We start from the raw sequence: 20,735 nt of genomic DNA, 5'->3' as shown, positions 1-20,735 counted from the left end.
CGCCCGATCGAGCACCGCCTGCGTCGCAGCGTAGTCCCTCCACGTGTCCGGGACGTATCCGGCAGTGTCCGCAGGGACACCCGGCGTGCGGCACAATCGCGCCATGTCCACGAGCCCCGCGCCGCAGACCGAGCCCCTGACCGTCGCCGCCCGCCCCGAGCTGACCGGCGGCCGCCGGATCGGCGTCCTGCTGAGCCACGGCTTCACCGGCTCGCCCGCGTCGATGCGGCCGTGGGGGGAGCACCTCGGCGCGCTCGGGTACGGCGTCGTCGTACCCCGCCTCCCGGGGCACGGCACGACCTGGCAGGACCTCAACACCCACCGCTTCGCCGACTGGTACGGCGAGATCGCGACGGCCTTCGACGCTCTGCGCGCCGAGCACGACGAGGTCGTCGTGGGCGGCCTGTCGATGGGCGGGGCCCTCGTGCTGCGCCTCGCCGCCGACCGGGGCGACCAGGTCGCGGGCGTCATGGTCGTCAACCCGGCCCTCGCCACGAAGCGGCTCGACGTGAAGCTGCTGCCGGTCCTCAAGCACCTCGTGCCGTCGTTCCCGGCGATCGCCAACGACATCAAGAAGCCGGGCGTCGACGAGTCGGGCTACAGCCGCACCCCGCTGAAGGCGATCCACTCCTTCATCGGCAGCTGGCCGGCGCTGATCGCGGACCTGCCGCGGATCAAGGCCCCGCTGCTCTACCTCCGCTCCCCCGAGGACCACGTCGTCGACGGGAAGTCCGAGCCGATCATCCTCGACGGCGTCTCCTCGACGGACGTCACGCGGGTCGAGCTGCCGGAGAGCTACCACGTCGCGACGCTCGACAACGACGCCCCGACGATCTTCGAGGAGTCCGCCGCGTTCATCGCCCGGGTGACCACCTCCTGAGGTGCCCGGTCCCGGCGTAGGCTGGCGACGTGCAGCGGGAGCAGCCTGACGAGGACGCCGCCTGGCAGGCCATCGTCGACAACTACGGCGAGCGGGTGCTGGAACCGGAGGCCGAGCCGACCCCCGAGCCGACCCCCGAGCCGGAGCTCCCCGCGCGCCTGCGCGACGAGGAGCCCGACGAGCTGCGGTACGACGCCGAGGAGTCCTTCGTGCCGCCGGCTCCCCCGCCGCTGCCGCGCCCGGCCCCCGACCGGCTGCTCGCCTGGGTCGGCGTCTTCGGCTCCCCCGCGGTGCTGCTGTTCTTCGTGGTCACCGGGTTGGGGATGCCGCAGCTGATCGGCTGGGCCCTCGTCGGCGCCTTCCTGGTCGGCTTCGGCTATCTCGTGATGCGGATGCCGAGCGACCCGCCCGACCCCTGGGACGACGGCGCGGTGCTCTGAAGCGGGGCGCCGCCTCAGGCGCGGGACGTCATACGAACCGCGCCCGATGACGCTCGCTTCGTATGACGGTCGTCGCCGGCGACCCAGGGGAACGGCCAAGCGGCCGCGCCGAGGACCGGTCGACCACGCGCTCGGCCACGCCGACCGACCGCGTGACAGGAGTGGCTCAGGGGCGCCCGTCGCGGGCCAGCAGCGCCGCCCCGATGGCGCCCGCCTCCGGGCCCAGCGACGCCGGCACGATCTCCGGCACCGGTCGGTGGTCCGTGCCCTGCAACGACTCGCGCAGGCCCGCGCGGGCCGGGGCCAGCAGCAGGTCGCCCACCGCCGAGACCCCACCGCCGACCACGACGACCTGGGGGTCGAAGGCCGACACCAGGGCCGCCGTACCGACGCCGAGCCAGAGGCCGATCGAGGCGAAGGCCTGGCGGGCGACCTCGTTGCCGGCGAGCGCCATCGCGGTGACCTCGGGGCCGTCGAGGTGGCGCCCGAGCGCGACCCGGGTGACCCGCTCGAGGGCGCGCCCGCTGCAGTACTGCTCCCAGCAGCCGTGGAGGCCGCACTCGCAGGCCAGTCCGCCGGGGACGGCCTGCATGTGGCCGAACTCGCCCGCGAGGCCGTGGGCGCCGCGGACCAGTCGTCCGCCGAGCACGAGGGCGCCTCCGATGCCGGTCCCGATGGTGACCATCACCGCGGAGTCGAAGCCGCGCGCGGCACCGGCGGTGAGCTCGGCCCAGGCCGCGCAGTTGGCGTCGTTGTCGAGCACGACGGGAAGGCCGGTGAGCTCCTCGAGTCGCTTGCGCACGGGGGCGTCCCGCCACGGCAGGTGGGCGCCGAAGAGGTAGTTCTCGCCCGCGGCGTCGACCAGCCCGGCGGCGGAGATCCCGAGGGCGACGGGCGGCCGGGCCAGGGAGACGTCAGCCGCGGCGTCGGCGATCGCCTGCTCGACGGCCGACTCCGGCGCGGCGCGCCCCGGCATCGGCCGGGTCGCGACCTGCTCGACGTCGCCGGACGCCGCGATCCGCACGGCGAGCACCTTGGTGCCGCCGACGTCGACGCCGATCCAGTGATCCGGGGCCATGGCGGGGTCGTCGCGGTCGCGACCGTCAGATGCGGGCCAGGTCGGCGGCGCCGATGACGCCCGCGCGGTTGCCGAGCTCGGCCAGGCGGATCTCCGGAGTCGGGCGGTAGCCGCGGCCGCTCAGCTCGTGCTCGAAGGTGGCCCGGAGCGGAGCCACCAGCAGGTCGCCCGCCTCGCTGACGCCGCCGCCGATGACGATCACGGCCGGATCGAGCACCGCGACCAGCGACGCGATGCCGTGGCCGAGCCAGTGGCCGAGCTGCTCGAACTGCTCGATCGCGAAGCGGTCGCCCTCCTGGGCGGCCGCCGTGATCATCGGGCCGGTGATGGCCGCGGGGTCACCGCCGGCGCGGTCGACCAGGTCGCGGGCCAGCAGCGAGCTGGCGGCGACCGCCTCACGGGCCGAGCGCACGAGCGCGGTGCCGCTGCCGTACTGCTCGAGGCAGCCGCGGTTGCCGCAGCCGCACAGCCGCCCGTCGGGTACGACGTTGAGGTGGCCGATCTCGGCGCCGACACCGTGCGCGCCGCGCAGCAGGGCGCCGTCGACGACGATGCCGCCACCCACGCCGGTGCCGACCGTGACCATCAGCTGGTCGTCGACGTCGCGCCCGGCGCCGTACCGGAACTCGCCCCAGGCAGCGGCGTTGGCATCGTTCTCGACGACGACCGGCAGCCCGGTGAGCCGGGCGAGGTCGGCGCCCAGCGGCTCGTTGCGCCACGCGATGTTGGGCGCGAAGAGCACCGTGGACCGGTCGGAGGCGACATAGCCCGCGGCCCCGACGCCGACGGCGGCGATGCCGTGCGCCGCGGCGAACTCGGCCACCAGCCCTGCGGCAGCGGTCTCCATCGCGGACGGATCGGTCGCGGGCGACTCGACCCGCGCCTCGGCGACGATGGTGCCCTCGCCGTCGACGACGGCACCGGCGATCTTGGTGCCGCCGATGTCGATGCCACAGGTCAGTGCACTGCTCACGGTGTGTCTCCGGCTTCCGGTTCGTCGGCGTCGAGGTCGATCTTCTCGACCTCCGGTCCGCGAGCCTGACCCGGGGTCCCCTGCGCTGCCGGGAGCGTCTCCATGAGACCGGCCGCGGCCTGCAACAGCGACGACGCAGCAACGGCGAGGTGGGCCTTCACCTCGGGCGAGGTCTGCCGGACGGCGTGCACCACCCGGCACACCGGGCAGTAGCGGCACTCGGCGCTGCCGGTCGCGATGTGCTCGTTGACCTCGTGCGCCATCGCGGCCGCCTGGCCGGCGAGGTCGCCCAGGCCGCCCGCGGCGTCACCGGTCTGCTGCTTCGCCAGGTCGGCGAGCGCGCCGAAGAGCTTCATCGCCTCCTCGCCCACGCTGCCGACGTCGTGGTGCGGGTGCTCGGGTCCGGGCTGCTGGTCGTCGCTCATCGTGCCTCCAGGACGGGCTCGGCGAACCGGACCCGCAGCTCGCCGTCGTCGACGCGCGCGCCCGCGACCCGCAACCGGGCCAGGCCCGGCGGGAGCGTCAGCAGGCGGCGGTAGGAGCCGACGGTCATCACCAGCTCGTCGCCGTTGCGGGCGAGGTCGACCTCCGAGCGGGTGACGAACGGGAGTGCGAGGTGCACGACCGCTCCGCCGCTGTCGGTCCGGGTCACCCGGAAGGGGCCGTCGCCGACGGGCGCGGCGAGCGGGTCGGCGTCGCCGTACAGGGTGGTGGCGAGGTCGGCGAGGGCCGCGACCCCGACCGGCTCGCTCGGCTGGTACTCCGAGGTGAAGACCGGGAGCCCGTTGAACGACTGGGCGACCTCGGCGAGCACGCCCGCCTGCGCCTCGACCCAGGCCGCCCGCCACCGGTCGGCGTCGTCGGCGGGGAAGATCCGGTTGGCGACCACACCGTCGACGCGGTAGCCGAACAGGCAAAGGCTGGTGAACGCCCGGCGAGCCTCGGCGAGGACGACCCGCTCGGGGGTCAGCACCAGGCGGACGCTGGCGTCCGGTCCCGAGAGCAGCTCGTGGACGTCGTCCAGCTCGGCGTGCAGCCGGGTGATCGCGTCGAAGACGGCGTCGCCGGGCATCGGTACGCCGGCGGCGCGGTTGAGCACCGGACGCAGCGCCTTGACCAGCCGGCGCTGGATGGGGAGCAACCGCTCGATGTACCAGCCGAGTGCCTCCGGCAGGGCCAGCAGGCGCAGGGTCTCGGCCGTCGGCGCGCAGTCGACGACGATCACGTCCCACTTCCCGGAGCGGGCGTGCTGGCGCAGCTCGAGGAGGGCCAGCACCTCCTCCGCGCCGGGGATGACGGTCATCTCCTCCGCGGCGACCGGGTCCATCCCCGCCGCGTCGAGGACGGAGAGCAGGTAGCGCTGGATGTCGGCCCACGACTGCTCGAAGCGCAGCTGGGCGTCGACCTGCTGCAGGAAGAGGCCGGGCGCCACCTCGGTGGGCTCGGCTCCCCCGTGCCGGGCCCCGGTTGCGGCGGCGCCGTACGCATCGGCCAGGGAGTGCGCCGCGTCCGTCGAGATGACGAGCGTGCGCAGGCCGCGCGCAGCCGCGAGCGCAGCCGTGCCGGCGGCGACGGTCGACTTGCCGACGCCGCCCTTGCCGGTGAAGAGAACGATCCGCACAGGCTGGTCCGTGTCCGCGCTCAGGCGCCGGACTCGACGCGCTTCTTCAGCCCCTTGAGCGCGGTGTCGATCAGGATCTTCTCGCCCTTGCGCTTCAGCATGCCGATCAGCGGGATGGAGACGTCGAGGGCGAGGCGGTAGGTCACCTCGGTGGTCGTCGGACCGGTCGCACGCAGGACGTAGGCGCCCTCGAGGGCCTTGAGCATCTTGCCCTCGACGAGCGTCCAGGTGACCTGGTCGTCACCGCTCCAGTCGTAGGCGAGGGTGTACTCGTCCTTGATCGGCGAGACGTCGAGGGCGAAGAACACCTCGCGCGCGCGGCCGGCCTGCTTGGGGTCGGCGGCGTCGTACGACGAGCGCACGTCGGCGACCGTGACGCCCTTGGCCCACGAGGGGTAGGCCGGGAAGTCCGCGATGACGGCCATCACGTCCGCGGCGGGGGCGTCGACAACGATCGACGAAGACGTCTGTTCGGCCATGCCGGAAGGCTACCGGACCGCCTGCCTGGCCGGGGGCGCGGCCGACGTGACGCAGAACTCGCCGGTACGACGAGCGGTAGCCTGCGATCGTGCGCGAGTACTCGACCCCGCAGACCGTGACCGTGCCCACGAGCGGCAACCTCACCGACGACGTCGTCCGCAATGCCGCGGAGGCGCCGGACGCGGTCCAGTTCAGCCGACCGGACGGCGAGGGCGGCTGGGCGGACGTCACCTGTGCGACCTTCCTCGCCGAGGTGTCCGCGGTCGCGAAGGGCCTGATGGCGGCGGGGATCGAGCCCGGTGACCGGGTCGCCCTGATCTCGCGCACCCGCTACGAGTGGACCCTGCTCGACTACGCCATCTGGTTTGCGGGAGCCGCAACCGTGCCGATCTACGAGTCGTCATCGGAGGAGCAGATCCACTGGATCCTGTCCGACTCGGGCGCCCGGGCGATCGTCGTCGAGGACGCCACGCACCTCGCGCGCGTCGGGTCCGTGCGCGGCGACCTCCCGGAGCTGGCGCACGTCTGGTCGATCGACAGCGGGGCGGTCGAGGAGATCCGCAGGCTCGGCACGGGCGTCGACGACGCCGACCTCGAGGCCCGCCGTACGACGGCCGGGCCCGCCGACCTGGCGACCCTGATCTACACCTCCGGCACGACCGGGCGGCCCAAGGGCTGCATGCTCTCCCATGACAACTTCCAGAACGAGCTGTGCGTCGCGGTGGCCGAGCTGGAGCGGCTCTTCGACACCGACGGCGCCTCGACGCTGCTCTTCCTGCCACTCGCCCACGTGTTCGCGCGGATCATCCAGGTCGGCTGCATCAAGGCCCGCACCCGCCTCGGGCACAGCGCCGACATCAAGAACCTCCTCCCCCAGCTGGCGACCTTCCGGCCCACGTTCATCCTCGCCGTGCCCCGGGTCTTCGAGAAGGTCTTCAACACCGCCTCCCAGCGCGCGACCGCCGACGGCAAGGGCAAGATCTTCGACCGCGCCGCCGAGGCAGCCATCGCGTACTCCCGCGCCCTGGACGCCGGCCGGGTGCCGGTCCGCGTGCGGGCGCAGCACGCCCTCTTCTCGCGGCTGGTCTACGGCCGGCTCCGCGGCGCGCTGGGCGGCCGGTGCGAGTTCGCCGTGTCCGGTGGCGCGCCGCTGGGCGACCGGCTCGGCCACTTCTACCGCGGGATCGGGGTCACCGTCCTGGAGGGCTACGGCCTGACGGAGACCACCGCCGCCCTCACCGTGAACCTCCCCGAGGCCCAGAAGGTCGGCACCGTCGGGCGCCCGATCCCCGGGACCGCCGTACGGATCGCGGACGACGGCGAGCTCCTCTTCAAGGGCGGCCAGGTCTTCACGGGCTACTGGAACAACCCGGAGGCGACCGCCGAGGCGCTGCAGGACGGCTGGTTCCACACGGGCGACGTCGGCGAGGTCGACGACGAGGGGTTCGTCCGGATCACGGGGCGCAAGAAGGAGATCCTCGTGACGGCCGGCGGCAAGAACGTCGCCCCGGCGGTCCTCGAGGACCGGGTGCGCGCCTCGGCGCTGGTCAGCCAGTGCCTGGTGGTCGGTGACGGCCAGCCCTTCATCGGCGCCCTCGTCACCATCGACGAGGAGGCCTTCCCCGCCTGGGCCGAGCAGCACGGCAAGTCCGGCAAGGTGGCCGACCTCGTCGACGACGAGGACCTCCGGGCCGAGGTCCAGGCGGCGATCGACGAGGCCAACAAGGCGGTGTCGAAGGCGGAGTCGATCCGCAAGTTCACGATCCTCCCGACCGACTGGACCGAGGAGGGCGGGCAGGTGACGCCGAGCCTCAAGCTGAAGCGCAACGTGGTGATGCGGGAGAGCCGCGAGGAGATCGCCGCGCTGTACGAGTGACGGGGCAAGTCCCTCCCGTCCTGGGTCCATAGTCCCAACGGGCCATGTCCCAGATCTCGATCGGGCATCAATCGCCTGCTCCGGCCTTTTTCCCTCCCTCTGTGGCCTTCGTCTCGCTAGCCTCAGCCTGCGCTGCATCCGGGGAGCAGTTGCCTCATCACATGGGGAGCGGGAGGGCTCTGAAAGTGGATCGTCGCAGGTTGTTGCTCGTCGTCGCAGCGGTGATCGCCGCGCTCGGCGTTGCCTTGGTGTTCGTCTACGCGCGCGGCGCCGACACGCGTGCCGCGGACAAGTACGACACCGTCGAGGTGCTGACCGCCTCGCAGGAGATCAAGCCGGGCGAGAGCCTGGACGACGCCCTCGAGAACGGGAAGGTCCAGCTGACGCACATCGCGAAGGCCCAGCTCCTCGAGGGAGCCAGTGAGGACTCGGACCCGCTGCGCGACAAGGTCGCACTCACCACCATCTACGCCGGCGAGCAGCTGATCCCCGCCAAGTTCGGTGCCGTCGAGGACGTGAAGGCCGCCGCGGTGCTGCCGATCCCGGAGGGCAAGCTCGCCATCTCGATCGAGGTCGAGGACGACGCCCGCGTGGGTGAGTTCATCCGGGCCGGTGCGCAGGTGGCGATCATCCTCACCCGCCCGAAGGGCAGCTCGTCGCCGATCGACAGCCGCGTGCTGCTCGAGCGGGTGACGGTCCTCGCGGACGGCGTGAAGACCTCGCTCAAGGGTGAGGACACCACCACCGAGAACGCGGACGACGAGATCCGGCGCCTGATCACGGTCGCCGTCAGCCAGCGCGAGGCCGAGAAGGTCCGCTTCGCGGAGAAGGCCGGAGACCTGTCGATCGGACTGCTGAACGACGGCAGCGACGTCAAGCGGGACGACGGCGTCAACAACGACAACCTCTTCAAGTGAGCTGAGCGAGATGCCCGTCATCGTCGAGGCGGATTCCGCCTCCATCGCTCCCCTGCTCGGCCAGATGCCGACGGGGTCCCACTCGGTCGCCTCGATCGACCGGATGCACGCCTGGCTCGACCAGCACGCTGACGAGTACGTCGTCGTGCTCGGCCCGGGCGTCGGCCTGGCCACCGCGCTGGAGTGTGCCGAGGACCTCCGGATCAAGCGACCCACCGTCAGCGTCGTCCTGGTCCGCGAGCACTTCGACACCGACGTCCTCGCGCGTTCGATGCATGCCGGCGTGCGCGACGTCGTGGTCGCCGGCAACGACGACAAGGCGCTGACCCGCGCGGTCGAACGCGCCCACCAGCTCTACCAGGCGCTGCGCGGCCCCGGCGGTGTGCGCCAGCTCGGACGGGTCGTCACGGTGTTCTCGCCCAAGGGCGGTGTCGGCAAGACGACGTCCTCGGTCAACCTGGCCCTGGCGCTCACCGACCGCGGTGCCCGGAAGGTCTGCCTCGTCGACCTCGACCTCGCCTTCGGCGACGTCGCGATCACCATGCAGCTCTTCCCGACCCACTCGATCGAGCAGGCCGTCGGCTCCGAGGACTCGGTCGACCTGGCCATGCTCGAGGGCCTGCTCACCCGGCACGAGGACTCGCTCACCGTGCTGGCAGCACCGGCGCACCCCGACGTCCGGGAGCGGATCACTCCCCTGCTGATCTCGAGGATCCTCCGAGCACTGCGCGACGGCTTCGACTACATCGTCGTCGACACCTCGCCGTCCTTCGACGACGCGACGCTGACCGCCCTCGACGAGACCGACGAGTGCGTGATCGTGGCGACGCTCGACGTGCCGACCCTGAAGAACGTCAAGGTCGCGCTCGAGACCATGGACATGCTGAGCATCGCGCGCGGCCATCGCCACCTCCTCCTCAACCGCGCCGACGACGAGGTCGGCATCAGCGTGGAGAAGGTGGAGAGCATCCTCGGCATGCCGGTCTCCTCCCAGGTCGCGACGGCCGTCGACATCGCCGCCTCGACCAACTCGGGCACGCCGATCGTGTCCCACAAGCCGCACCACGCGGCGAGCCAGGCCTACTTCCACCTCGCGTCGGCCGTCACCGGCGAGCCGGTGGTCGCTCCGGGCTCCGCCGCACACGCCGGGGCCCCCGAACCCACCCGCTCACGCGGCCTCTTCCGGCGCGGGAGGAACTCATGAGCAGCCTGTCCGAGCGCCTCGCCGCAGCCCGCGCCGAGGCTGCGACGCAACAGGGCAAGCACGCCGCCGACGCGGTGGAGGAGACGACGGTCGTCTCCTCGCCGTCACCGGACGCCCCCGCGCCGCCGAGCCTCGACAAGGCACAGCCCGGCACGGGCCCGGCGGCGAGCACCGGGCCCCTCTCCGCCCGCGCCGCGGCAGCCGGCGCCGAAGGTCGCCCGGCCTCCCGTCGTACCCTCGCGGGTCAGGAGATCGACCGCATCGAGGACCTCAAGGCGAGTGTCCACGCCGAGCTGCTCAAGCAGCTCGGCCCCCACCTGTACGACGCGGAGATGGACCAGGATGAGCTGGACCAGACCGTGCGGAGCGTGCTCTCCGAGGTGCTCGGGGCACAGGACCGGCCGCTCAGCGCGGCCGACCGCGCCCGTGTCACCCAGGAGATCACCGACGACATCCTCGGCTACGGCCCGATCGACCCGTTCCTGCGCGATCCCGAGGTCTCGGAGGTCATGGTCAACGGGCACGACGACGTCTGGCTGGAGCGTGACGGCCGACTGATGAAGGCGGACGCGCACTTCGCCGACGAGTCGCACCTTCGACGCACCATCGACAAGATCGTGTCGCGCATCGGACGCCGGGTCGACGAGTCGTCGCCGATGGTCGACGCCCGCCTCCCCGACGGCAGCCGCGTCAACGCCATCGTGCCGCCGCTCGCGATCGACGGCTCGGCGCTCACGATCCGGAAGTTCTCCACCGACCCGCTGACCGTGCAGGACCTGATCAACTTCGGGTCCCTCACCCCGCAGACCGCGGACTTCCTCGACGCCTGCGTCCGTGGCCGCCTCAACGTGATCGTGTCCGGCGGTACCGGCGCGGGGAAGACGACGACGCTGAACGTCCTGTCGTCGTTCATCCCCAGCGACGAGCGGATCGTCACGATCGAGGACGCTGCCGAGCTGCAGCTCAAGCAGGACCACGTCGTCCGGCTCGAGTCGCGTCCGGCCAACATCGAGGGCAAGGGCGCGGTCACGATCCGCGACCTCGTGCGCAACAGCCTGCGCATGCGGCCCGACCGCATCGTCGTCGGCGAGGTCCGCGACGCCTCCGCGCTCGACATGCTGCAGGCGATGAACACCGGCCACGACGGCTCCATCTGCACCCTGCACTCCAACGGCCCGCGCGACACGCTCGCCCGCATGGAGACGATGGTGCTGATGGCCGGCATGGACCTGCCGATCCGCGCCATCCGGGAGCAGGTCGCCTCTGCCGTCGACCTGATCGTGCACCAGACCCGGTTCAAGGACGGGTCACGACGCATCACGCACATCACCGAGGTGGAGCGGATGGAGGGCGACATCATCACCCTCCAGGACGTCTTCGTCTTCGACAACAGCGCCGGGTTCGACGAGAACGGCCGGATCCTCGGCCGGCTGCGCACGACCGGGCTCCGTCCGAAGTTCCTGGAGAAGCTCGCCTACGCCAACGTCGCGGTCGACCCGACGATCTTCCGGACGGAGCGGATCTGATGGCCGCCCGACGGCCCCTCCTCCTCCTCGCGGCCACCTTTGCCGCGCTCACGCTTCCGATGGGCGCGGCCTCGGCGGAGGACGGCACGATCGCGCACGTCGAGTCGACCGGCGAAGGACTGCGAGTCCTCGTCAACTTGCCCGAAGGCGCCCAGGTCGACCTGTCCGGCGTGGAGGCGACACTCGACGGCGAGGACCTCGCCGCGACGGCGGTCACCGCGAGCAGTGGCACCGACGTCAAGCGCACGACGGTCCTCGCGATCGACACCAGTCAGTCGATGGCCCGCCAGGGACGCTTCGCCGCGGCCAAGGAGGCTGCTGCGACGTACCTCGACACCGTCCCGGCCGACGTCGAGGTCGGCATCGTGACCTTCGACAACGACGTGGCCGTCGCGCTCGAGCCGACGACCGACCGCGACGCCGCGCGCACCGTGGTCGACGGCCTGCGACTGGCGAAGGACACGCTGCTGTACGACGGTGTGGTCGCGGCCATCGACGCCGCCGGCACCGAGGGCCAGCGCACGATCCTGGTGCTGTCCGACGGCGCGGACACCGGCAGCTCGGCGGCCATCGACGACGTCACCGATGTCGTCACCGTCACGAGGACGCTCGTCGATGTCGTGAGCCTCGGCCAGTCCGGCAAGGCCCTGGAGCCCCTGTCGGCCATGGCGAAGGCGGGCAACGGCCGCGTCATCGAGAGCAGCGGTGCTGCCCTCGCTGAGGACTTCCGCGCCGAGGCGGACGTGCTGGCCAGCCAGGTGTTGGTGACCGCCCCCCTGCCGAGTGGCTTCGATGCGACCCAGGCGACGGTGGAGGTCGTCCTCCCCACCAGCGACGAGCCGGTCATCGCGCGCGCACTCGCACCGATCCAGGCGGCGTCGGGCAGCGACGGTCCAGCGCCGTCCGATCCGACGGCACAGCTGGAGCGGCCCGGCGGCTGGGATGCCCCCGAGTGGCTGCTCTACGCCGGCGTCGGCGTCCTCGGCGTCGGTCTCGTGGCCGTCGCGATGCTCCTCGTCCCCGGGCGGCCGGGACCGATGAGCATCGCCGAGCGCGTCGAGGCCTACAGCACCCAGGTCAGCAGGCTGGACAAGCCGGAGAAGTCGCCCTCCGAGCCGGTCCTCGAACAGGCCAAGGCGGCCGCGGCCGGCGTCCTGGAGCGCAACCGGGGCCTCAACGACAACCTGACCCGGCGCCTGACCGCCGCGGGCAGCGCCTTCAAGCCGTCCGAGTGGCTGCTCCTCCACGTCGGCGTCGTGATCGCGGCTGGGATCCTCGGGCTGCTCGTCGGTCGCGGCAGCATCGTCGTGGGCCTCATCTTCGTGGCCATCGGTGCCGCCCTTCCACCGTTCTACCTCCGCCTGAAGGCCGCCCGACGGCGACGCGCGTTCGACGACGCCCTTCCGGAGGTGCTCCAGCTGATCTCCGGAGCGCTGAGCGCAGGGCTCTCGCTCGCACAGGCCGTCGACACGGTGGTCCGTGAAGGTCCGGAGCCGATCGCGTCCGAGTTCAAGCGAGTGCTCGTCGAGGCGCGGATCGGCATGCCACTCGAGGACGCCTTCGACGGCGTCGCCGAGCGCTTCCAGAGCAAGGACTTCGCGTGGTCGGTCATGGCCATCCGGATCCAGCGCCAGGTCGGCGGCAACCTCGCCGAGCTGCTCACCACCGTGGCATCGACCATGCGTGAGCGCGCGTACCTTCGGCGTCAGGTCCGCACGCTGTCCGCCGAGGGGCGGCTGTCCGCTGTGATCCTCTGCGGCCTGCCGCCGCTGTTCGCCCTGTTCCTCATCACGACCAACCCGGACTTCCTCCGCCCGCTGTACGCCGACGCGCGCGGCATTGCGGTCTCGGTGTTCGGCGTGGTGTGGTTGTCCATCGGGGTGTTCGCAATGTCGCGGATCGTGAAGGTCGACGTCTGATGCTTCTCTTCCTAGCCTTTCTGCTCCTGGTGGCTGCCGCGGTGGCCATCAACGCCGCGCTGGCCCGCGACGAGAACTCCGACGGCCTCGCTCGCGCCCTGCGTGCCCTCGAACAGCACGGCGACTCCGCCCGCGACCTCGCCGAGGACGCCAACCGGTCGTTCGGGGAGAGGGTGATCGAACCGCTGCAGCACCGTGCCGTGGGCATCGGTCGCCGCATCAGTGGCGCGGACGCGGCCGAGCGCCTGCGCCACCGCCTCGACCTCGCCGGCAACCCCCGCGACTGGACCGTCGACCGGATCATCGCGCTGAAGGTCATCGCCGCAGCCGCGCTGCCGGGGATCCTGCTCGTGTACGCCGTCCTGATCGGGCTCCCGCTGACCTGGATCCTGATCGTGGTGATCGCCGGAGTGCTCATCGGCTTCTTCGGGCCGGACCTCTACGTCTACAACCTCGCCCAGCACCGCGCGGACAAGATCAAGCGCACCCTCGCCGACGCGGTCGACCTCCTGACGATCAGCGTCGAGGCCGGGCTCGGCTTCGACGCGGCGCTCCAGCAGGTGGCCCGCAACACCGACGGACCCCTGGCGGAGGAGTTCTCCCGCGTCCTGCGGGAGATGCAGCTCGGCATGGGGCGCTCGGAGGCCCTGCGAGCGCTCGGCGAGCGGAGCAACGTGGACGACCTCAAGACATTCGCAGGGGCCATGGTCCAGGCCGATGCCTTCGGCATCGCCATCGGTCAGGTGCTGCGCGTCCAGTCGGCGGAGATCCGGCTGAAGCGGCGGCAGTACGCCGAGGAGAAGGCGCAGAAGGTCCCGGTCAAGATCATGATGCCGCTGATCCTCTTCATCCTTCCGTGCCTGTTCATCGTGGTGATGGCGCCGGCGGTGCTCAACGCCATGGATGCCTTCAGCCAGACGGGGTAACGCAGGCCATGCCGAGTAGCCAGACCTTCGCGGTGGTCGCTGCCGCCCGGCTGTTCGCGCTGCTCGCCATCGGCGGCCCGATCCTCTGGTTGCGCCAGAGTGAGGGCGTCGTGGCGTTGCTGCTCATCGCGGCCGTCTGGGTGTACCAGGGGATCACCGCGACCCGACGCGAGCTCGAACTGTCCCTCAGCCCGACGACCGAGGCCGCGACGATCGGCATCATCTGCGCGATCAGCATGAACTACGGGCCGGCGATCCTCGCTGCACTCGTCGTACCGCCGCTGTACGCGACGGCGATCGCAGGCACCCGCACGATGATGCGCACGGTCCTCGTCGAGCTGATCGCAGTCGTCGCCCTCGCCCTGATGTGGTGGGAGCGGGTCACCTCGGAGCAGGCGGTCGCGATCTTCACCTGGGTGATGACCGGCCTGGGCCTCAGCCTGATCGCCAGCGTCACCTTCTCCTCGGACCGCCAACCGGACCCCCTGGCGCCGTACCGGGACGCGCAGGAGCACCTCAAGCAGCTGCTCGCGCTGGCCGGCAGCCTGAGCTCGGGCCTCGACGTGGGTGCACTCGGTGGCGAGCTGCTCAGCGAGGTCAGCGACCGGATCCCCAACCGGGGCCTTGTCCTCTACGTGCCGCGCGGGGAGGCGCTGACGCCCGTCGCGTCCACCAGCGACCTCGACCCCGGGGACCTCGCTGCCTGCGAGACCCTGGCCGGCGACGTGCGCCACGGGGCGAAGGACCGGCGCGCGACCGTCGAGATCGGCCACGGCTTCGCCTTCCGCGTCAGCGACCAGGCCATCGTCGCCGGACTGCGCCCGGTCGACAGCGAGCCGAGCGCGGTCTCGCTCACGGAGGTCGCCAGCAGCCTGGGCGACAACGCGGTCAAGCTCGACGCCGCCCTGCTGTTCGCCCAGTTCCGCGACGCTGCCACGGCTGACGAGCGCAACCGCCTGGCCCGCGAGATGCACGACGGCGTCGCCCAGGACATCGCCTCGCTCGGCTACCTGGTCGACGCGCTCGCCGCGCGCCCCGCGGACGAGCAGCAGGCGAAGGTCCTCGGCATGCTGCGCGAACGGGTATCGGTCGTCGTCTCCGAGGTACGGCGGTCGGTGATGAACCTTCGTACGTCCATCGGCGAGGCCGAGAGCCTGGGGGCCGCGATCAGCAATGTCGCCCGGCACCTGTCGGAGTCCTCCGGGATACCGATCCGGGTGCGCCTCGACGAGCAACCGCAGCGCCTGCGCCCCGAGGTGGAGGCCGAGCTCTTCCGGATCGCGCAGGAAGCCATGAACAACGCCGTCAAGCACGCGAGGGCGACGTCGATCGACGTCCGGTGCCAGGTGTACGCCCCCGAGGCGATCATCACGGTGACCGACGACGGCGTGGGCCTGCAGAGCGCGCGCAGCGACTCGCACGGCCTGAAGATCATGCGCGAACGTGCGAGACTGGTCGGTGCGGAACTCGTGGTTCGCGACAATGCCAGCAGGGGCCTGACGGTGTCGGTGTCCCTGAAGATCCCCCGTCACTCGGTCGGGTCACATCCGGCCGTCCCGGCTCCCTAGGAGATGCCATGAGCGACAAGATCACGGTGCTGCTGATCGACGACCACGAGCTGATCCGGAACGGTCTGGGGGCCGTCCTCGACCTCGAGCCCGACCTCCAGGTCATCGCCACGGCCGGCTCGGTGGCCGAGGGCATCCAGCGCTACCACGAGGTCAAGCCGGACGTCGTCGTCACCGACCTCCAGATGCAGGACGGGACCGGCCTCGACGTCGTACGGACCCTGCGCAAGGAGAACGACAAGGTCGGCCTGATCGTGCTGACGATGCACTCCGGCGACGAGCAGATCTTCGCCGCCATGCAGGCCGGCGCCTCGGGCTTCGTCGGCAAGGACGCTCCGTCCACCGAGGTCATCAAGGCGGCGCGGCACGCAGCGGTCTCCCCCAAGGCCTTCGTGTGCGCCGGCCTGGTGGGGGCCATGATGCGCCGCCAGTCGGCGGAGTCGACCGCCCTGACCGAGCGCGAGCACGACGTCCTGCTCCTCCTCGCGGAAGGCCTGAACGCCGCGGCGATCGGGCAGAAGCTGTACCTCTCGGAGTCGACCACCAAGTCGCACATCGCCCGGATCTACCAGAAGCTGGGGGCCGCCAATCGCGCCCAGGCACTGGTCACGGCCATGCGGATCGGGCTGCTGTCCACCGTGCAGGCCGCGGCGCGCTGAGGCTCTGTCGCGGCGCTCCGTTCACAGGGGGTCCCGTAGTCAGAACTGACTACGAGCGAGAAGACGAACTCCCGATTCGACGGGCCTCGGGTTCCGGCAGAGTTCTCGTCATCGGGGAGCACTCCCCGGGGACACAGAACACCAGTGCACTAGGAGAACCCCGATGGTCAAGTACCTCCAGATCCTGCTCAACGCCCGCCTCGCCAAGATGGACGAGCGCGGCGCCACGGCCGTCGAGTACGGCCTGCTCGTCGCCCTCATCGCCATGCTGATCATCGGCGCGGTGTTCCTGCTGGGCGGCAACCTCAGCGACCTGTTCAACGGCGCGGCCGACGAGGTCGCGAACCCCGACGGCGCCTGAGCACGAGCGCAACGAACCACTGCTGGTGGCCGCGGACCGCGAGGTCCGCGGCCACCTGCACATCCAGACCATTGCGAACCGACGACGACATGGGGGCGACGACGATGACGGGTGCTGACCGCGGCGCCTCCGCCGTCGAGTACGCCTTGCTCGTGGCGATGATCGCGCTCGCGATCGTCGCCGGCCTCCTCGCCTTCGGACCCCAGGTCGCCGCGTTGTTCGACGTGGACTTCACTCCCTGACCGGGGTCGCCCGGGCCATGCCGATCCTTTGCAGGACGGTCGGGTGGGAGCCGAACCAGAACTGCGACCATGCCGGGGGTGTGGGGTCGGCGTGGGAGCGCAGCGCCAGACGGCGCTGGAGTGCGACGAAGGCCTGCGGGTCGTTCGTCTGCTCCAGCGCCGTCTCGTCTGCCCGGGCCTCGAGCTTCCGGCTGATCCCGTTCTGAATCGGCGCCGTGGCCAGCGTCGCGAGCGCGACCACGGCGAGCAGGCAGGGCACCGCACCGGCGCTGCGCAGGTCACGGCGGCCGTCGCCGACCATCACGAGGCCCAGCAGGCCCACGCCCAGCAGCGCGCCGGCAGCCCCGAGTGCGGTTCCGGTCACCACGTCGCCGTGCTTCGCGTGGGCCAGCTCGTGCGCCACCACCGAGAGCACCTCGTCGCGTGGAGTGCCGTCGACGAGGTTGTCGTAGAGCACCACGCGCCGGGTGTGGCCGAAGCCCGACACATAGGCGTTCAGGGTCGTCGTACGGCGTGACGCGTCGGCGACCAGCACGTCGTCGACTGCGACCCCCTCACGGTTCGCCAGCGCCAGCACCTCCGTGCGCAGCGGCCCGTCCGGCAGCGACTCGAAGTGGTTGAACACCGGCTCGACCAGCACCGGGTAGACGAACGAGCCCAGCACCACCAGGACCGCGGCGACGCCCCCGGCGACGGCCGGCCAGGCGCGCGGCCAGCGACGCACGCAGCCCACGAGCGCCACCACCGCCAGCGAGGTCGTCACGACGGAGACCAGCTCGCCCTTGACGACGTCGATGGTCCAGTCCGCCCAGGAGCCGGCCGCAAGCCCCTCGTCGAGGGCCAGCGTGCGCTGGGCGATCCCGAACGGCAGGGTCACCACCCGGCCCACGACGGTCAGCGCCGCCACGACGAGGACGATCCGGACCCACCACCAGCCCGGCACCCGCTCGGCCCACTCCCGACCGCGGCGGCTGAAGCCCAGCCAGCACGCGACCGCGAGCGACACCGCGAGCGACGACCAGCTCCACGTCCGCGCCCACCGGGCGTAGTGCTCGGCCCGCTCGATCTCGGAGAAGGTGAACACCGACGTGTCGCTCACCGGCTTGGGCATGCCGCCGGGAAAGGGCTCCCACGGCACCCGCGAGGCGGCGATGAGCACGAAGGCCGCGAGCCCGATGACGACGGTGCCGAGCGCGATCCTCCGGGCCGCTGGTGCCGTGTCCACTCCCCTACTCTGGCACGCCCGCAAGGGCGGCCAGCCGGGAGCGCCATGCCGCCGTGAGGTCGGCCTCGCTCCACGCGAAGTGGCGGCGCAGCGCCGCGTCGAGGGCCGTCCCGTCGAGGACGTCGCGGTAGAACGCCACCAGGGCGTCCTCACCGCCGTGCTCGGCCAGCGTCACCGCCACCTGCCACGCCGCCTCGTAGAGCGTGCCGAGGTGGCTCGCCCCCGGGTCGAAGTCGCTGTCGGCTGGCAGCGCGTCGGGCAGGCCGTCACGCCGGACCTGGCGGATGACCTGGGCCGCCGTCCGCGCCACCGGCAGCGCGACGTCCCGCAGGGCGACGTAGTCGGCGAATCCCTCGACCAGCCACAGCGGCGCGCCCCGCACGAGCGCTGCGCCCGTCACGGCGTGGACGGCCTCGTGGGTCATGACCACCTGCGCGGCGACCGGGTCGAGGCCGTCGTACACGGACCGGTTGATGAAGACGTGCACCGGGCTGCGCGGCGCCGTCGAGCCGTCGACCGGGGCCGTCACCGCGGCGATCGCGTCGTAGGCACCGCGGTCGGCACCGAGCGCCCGGCGCAGCTGCTGGCTGTCGGCCGGCACCTCGACGACGAGGCCGTCACCACGCCCGAGCAACGGCCGGGTCGCCGCGACGGCACGACGGGTGCGGCGGGCCAGGAGCTCGATGTCGGTGGCCTCGCCGGCGACCACGACGAGCGCCCCCGGGACCCGTCGTACGACGACGGGGCCGGTCAGCCACAACGGGAGCCGCTTCGCGTCGGCACCGATGGCGGCGATCGTGCGGCCGCCGTCGGCGAAGGACACCGGGACCTCGGCACGGGCGGAGGCGCGGTCGAAGCCGGCGACACGCCAGGTGACCGCGACCAGGCCGTCCCAGGCGTCGTCGCCTGCGGTCGTGCCGGTCTCGGTGACATAGGCCAGCGTGACGTCGGTCAGCCGCATCGCCGCGACATTGCGGGCGATCGCCGTGAGCAGGTCGGCGGCGGGGCCGTCAGTGCCGAGTTCGCCCGCGGCGGTCGGGTCGTCGAGGTCGTCCTGCAGGGCCGCCACGGTCGCTGCGGCGACGGCCGGATCGGCGACGTCGCTGCGCTCCACGGGAGGCGGGGCGACGTACTCGTCGCCCGAGCACCCGCCGGCGAGCAGGGCTGCGACCAGCAGCGCGCCCGCCAGGACGGGTGAGAGGACCCGGTGGGTCACCCAGGCCGGACCGCTCCGGCGTACGGCATCTCGTCGACGCTCGACACCTTCACGCCCGCGCCGGGGTTGGCCGCGTGCACGATCATGCCGTTGCCGAGGTAGAGGGCGACGTGGCTGACCGGGCTGTAGTAGAAGACCAGGTCACCGGGCTGCAGGTCGCTGCGCGACACCGGCGTGCCGGAGCCCATCTGCGCCCGCGAGGAGTGCGGCAGGCTGACGCCGGCCTGGGCCCAGGCCATCATCGTCAGGCCCGAGCAGTCGAACGCGTTGGGGCCCGCCGCACCGTAGACGTAGGCGTCGCCGACCTGGGCCAGCGCGTAGGCGATGGCGGCCTTCGCACGGCCGGACGCGGGGATCGAGCCGGCCGCGGGGGCACGGTAGCCACCGCGGGACAGGATCTCGGCGCGCTCCTCCTCCTCGAGCTTCGAGAGGAGGGACTTGGCCTCGGCGAGCTTGTCGTCGGCGCTCTTCTTCTCCTTCGCCAGGTCCTTCTTCAGGGCCTTGACGTCGGCACGGCGCTCCTCGGTCTGGTCGCGCCGGATGCTGTAGGCCTCGAGCTCGTTGTCGTAGTCCGACAGGAGCGAGTCCTGGATGCCGTCGACGGTCGAGAGGGTCGCGAGCTCGTCGAGGAAGCCGGCGGAGTCGGAGGCGAGCAGCTCGCCGGTCGCACCGAGGCCGCCGTTCTGGTAGCGCTGGATGGTCGCGTCCCGTACGTCGGCGCGGACGCCGTCGAGGACGTCGCCCTGGCGCGACTGGTCGGCCTCGAGCGAGTCGAGGTCGCGGTTGAGCTCGGCGAGCTCGAGGCGCGCGTCGTTGTAGCGCTCCGAGGCCTGCTCGGCCTGGTGGAGCAGCCGGTCGACGCGGTCGCGCACCGTCTCGATGTCGGGCTCGGCCTGCGCCGGGTTGGTCGGGGCACTCACCGACAGGGCGATCGTCCCCGTCAGGGCCAGTGCGGCAAGCGAAGCGGTGGTGCGTTTGCGGCCGTTCAGCACGTGCTGGCGGTCCCCTCTTGGTGTCGTACGCCTACCGGGTGAGCTGACGGATTCGGACACGACTCGCCCTACCCGCACTCCCTGCTCCCCCGCAGCCCGGTCGGGCTGGCGAGGTCGCCCCTCGTGCGGGATTCACCCCAGATGTGGTTGGTTCCCCGGCTCCGGTGCCGCGAACGACCCCGGACTCAGCGCGGTGCCCGCGCGGATCGGTCGACCCACTTCCACGGACACCTGAGCGAGCAGCCTAATCGTGGCCCGCACCGAGGCCAAACCCTGCCGAGCGTGTTGGGGAGGGAAGACGGGAGACACGGCTCACACCAGCCCCAACGGCCCCACCAGCACCACGAGCCACATGGGGAGTCACGCGGACTCCACCTCCGGCGCCGACACCGGCCGGACCAGCCGCAGCGGCGGCACCAGGCCGCCCTCGGCCAGGACGTCGAGCGCGCGCAGCTCGTCGTCGTCGATCATCAGCTCCGGTGGCGGCCCCAGCAGCACGGTCACCACGCAGTCATGGCACGCGAGACCCCGCACCACGCAGGTGTCGCAGTCGATCCTCGTCGTCATGGGGCGAGCGTGGCAGGAGGGGCCGACACAACCCCGGAATCGACCCGCGACCGGGATGCCTGCGC

21 protein-coding genes and 1 riboswitch are annotated in these 20,735 nt (G+C 71.8%); of the genes, 12 read left to right on the top strand and 9 right to left on the bottom strand.

What is annotated here, in order from left to right; all coding sequences use genetic code 11:
• The first annotated feature begins 103 nt into the window (after positions 1–103).
• The gene (locus tag BJ993_RS19990) at positions 104–880 is read left to right on the top strand and encodes an alpha/beta hydrolase (protein WP_179650805.1); all 777 of its coding nucleotides are present in this window, start codon (positions 104–106) and stop codon (positions 878–880) included.
• Positions 881–909: 29 nt separating this feature from the next.
• The gene (locus BJ993_RS19985; protein ID WP_179650803.1) at positions 910–1,320 is read left to right on the top strand and encodes a hypothetical protein; all 411 of its coding nucleotides are present in this window, start codon (positions 910–912) and stop codon (positions 1,318–1,320) included.
• Positions 1,321–1,486: 166 nt separating this feature from the next.
• Here BJ993_RS19985 and BJ993_RS19980 read toward each other — a convergent pair whose 3' ends face one another.
• The 5 genes from BJ993_RS19980 to BJ993_RS19960 are packed head-to-tail and all read right to left on the bottom strand — an operon-like array spanning position 1,487 to position 5,471.
• Positions 1,487–2,398, bottom strand: a complete 912-nt coding sequence (locus BJ993_RS19980) for an ROK family protein (protein WP_179650801.1) — start codon at positions 2,396–2,398, stop codon at positions 1,487–1,489.
• Positions 2,399–2,423: 25 nt separating this feature from the next.
• Positions 2,424–3,371 carry an ROK family glucokinase gene (locus BJ993_RS19975; protein WP_036542281.1) on the bottom strand — a complete coding sequence of 316 codons (948 nt, stop codon included), beginning with the start codon at positions 3,369–3,371 and terminating at the stop codon, positions 2,424–2,426.
• Positions 3,368–3,796, bottom strand: a complete 429-nt coding sequence (locus tag BJ993_RS19970; RefSeq protein ID WP_036542279.1) for a hypothetical protein — start codon at positions 3,794–3,796, stop codon at positions 3,368–3,370. The genes BJ993_RS19975 and BJ993_RS19970 overlap by 4 nt, the downstream gene beginning before the upstream one ends.
• Entirely contained in the window at positions 3,793–4,992 is a 1,200-nt protein-coding gene (locus BJ993_RS19965; RefSeq protein ID WP_179650799.1) for an ArsA family ATPase, read from the bottom strand. Before BJ993_RS19965 ends, BJ993_RS19970 begins: the two co-directional genes overlap by 4 nt.
• A gap of 20 nt (positions 4,993–5,012) precedes the next feature.
• A complete protein-coding gene (locus BJ993_RS19960; protein ID WP_036542273.1) occupies positions 5,013–5,471 on the bottom strand; it encodes an SRPBCC family protein in 459 nt (152 codons plus the stop codon).
• An 89-nt stretch (positions 5,472–5,560) separates the two neighbouring features.
• Here BJ993_RS19960 and BJ993_RS19955 point away from each other — a divergent pair, with 89 nt between their 5' ends.
• The 10 genes from BJ993_RS19955 to BJ993_RS19910 all read left to right on the top strand — a co-directional run bounded on the left by BJ993_RS19955 (position 5,561) and on the right by BJ993_RS19910 (position 16,670).
• Positions 5,561–7,348: an AMP-dependent synthetase/ligase gene (locus BJ993_RS19955; protein WP_179650797.1), complete on the top strand. Its 1,788-nt coding sequence runs from the start codon at positions 5,561–5,563 to the stop codon at positions 7,346–7,348.
• A 200-nt stretch (positions 7,349–7,548) separates the two neighbouring features.
• Positions 7,549–8,265 (top strand): Flp pilus assembly protein CpaB, encoded by a 717-nt coding sequence (cpaB, locus tag BJ993_RS19950; RefSeq protein ID WP_179650795.1) that lies wholly within the window; start codon positions 7,549–7,551, stop codon positions 8,263–8,265.
• Positions 8,266–8,275: 10 nt separating this feature from the next.
• Entirely contained in the window at positions 8,276–9,469 is a 1,194-nt protein-coding gene (locus tag BJ993_RS19945; RefSeq protein WP_179650793.1) for a CpaE/TadZ family protein, read from the top strand.
• On the top strand, positions 9,466–10,995 hold the full coding sequence (locus tag BJ993_RS19940) for a TadA family conjugal transfer-associated ATPase (protein WP_179650791.1): 1,530 nt from the start codon (positions 9,466–9,468) through the stop codon (positions 10,993–10,995). Before BJ993_RS19945 ends, BJ993_RS19940 begins: the two co-directional genes overlap by 4 nt.
• On the top strand, positions 10,995–12,914 hold the full coding sequence (locus BJ993_RS19935) for a type II secretion system F family protein (protein ID WP_179650789.1): 1,920 nt from the start codon (positions 10,995–10,997) through the stop codon (positions 12,912–12,914). The genes BJ993_RS19940 and BJ993_RS19935 overlap by 1 nt, the downstream gene beginning before the upstream one ends.
• A gap of 29 nt (positions 12,915–12,943) precedes the next feature.
• A complete protein-coding gene (locus tag BJ993_RS19930) occupies positions 12,944–13,840 on the top strand; it encodes a type II secretion system F family protein (RefSeq protein ID WP_179650787.1) in 897 nt (298 codons plus the stop codon).
• An 8-nt stretch (positions 13,841–13,848) separates the two neighbouring features.
• A complete protein-coding gene (locus tag BJ993_RS19925) occupies positions 13,849–15,408 on the top strand; it encodes a sensor histidine kinase (RefSeq protein ID WP_179650785.1) in 1,560 nt (519 codons plus the stop codon).
• Positions 15,409–15,416: 8 nt separating this feature from the next.
• Entirely contained in the window at positions 15,417–16,067 is a 651-nt protein-coding gene (locus tag BJ993_RS19920) for a response regulator (protein ID WP_036542258.1), read from the top strand.
• Positions 16,068–16,230: 163 nt separating this feature from the next.
• Complete coding sequence (locus BJ993_RS19915) at positions 16,231–16,428, top strand: Flp family type IVb pilin (RefSeq protein ID WP_051931752.1); 198 nt, start codon at positions 16,231–16,233, stop codon at positions 16,426–16,428.
• 104 nt (positions 16,429–16,532) lie between these two features.
• Entirely contained in the window at positions 16,533–16,670 is a 138-nt protein-coding gene (locus BJ993_RS19910) for a Flp family type IVb pilin (protein WP_242530610.1), read from the top strand.
• Here BJ993_RS19910 and BJ993_RS19905 read toward each other — a convergent pair.
• The 4 genes from BJ993_RS19905 to BJ993_RS19890 form a co-directional block, all read right to left on the bottom strand.
• Entirely contained in the window at positions 16,660–17,895 is a 1,236-nt protein-coding gene (locus BJ993_RS19905; protein WP_179650781.1) for a M48 family metallopeptidase, read from the bottom strand. The genes BJ993_RS19910 and BJ993_RS19905 overlap by 11 nt on opposite strands.
• A 4-nt stretch (positions 17,896–17,899) precedes the next feature.
• Positions 17,900–19,111 carry a hypothetical protein gene (locus BJ993_RS19900; RefSeq protein WP_179650779.1) on the bottom strand — a complete coding sequence of 404 codons (1,212 nt, stop codon included), beginning with the start codon at positions 19,109–19,111 and terminating at the stop codon, positions 17,900–17,902.
• Entirely contained in the window at positions 19,108–20,031 is a 924-nt protein-coding gene (locus tag BJ993_RS26670; RefSeq protein ID WP_036543117.1) for a C40 family peptidase, read from the bottom strand. The genes BJ993_RS19900 and BJ993_RS26670 overlap by 4 nt, the downstream gene beginning before the upstream one ends.
• Positions 20,032–20,129: 98 nt before the next feature.
• Positions 20,130–20,294: riboswitch (cyclic di-AMP (ydaO/yuaA leader) on the bottom strand.
• Between the two features lie 169 nt (positions 20,295–20,463).
• Positions 20,464–20,670 carry a hypothetical protein gene (locus BJ993_RS19890; RefSeq protein ID WP_036542250.1) on the bottom strand — a complete coding sequence of 69 codons (207 nt, stop codon included), beginning with the start codon at positions 20,668–20,670 and terminating at the stop codon, positions 20,464–20,466.
• Between the last annotated feature and the right edge of the window lie 65 nt (positions 20,671–20,735).

The sequence above is a fragment of the Nocardioides aromaticivorans genome, assembly GCF_013408525.1.
Lineage (GTDB): Bacteria > Actinomycetota > Actinomycetes > Propionibacteriales > Nocardioidaceae > Nocardioides > Nocardioides aromaticivorans.
This window is presented reverse-complemented; position numbering and strand designations above follow the sequence as displayed.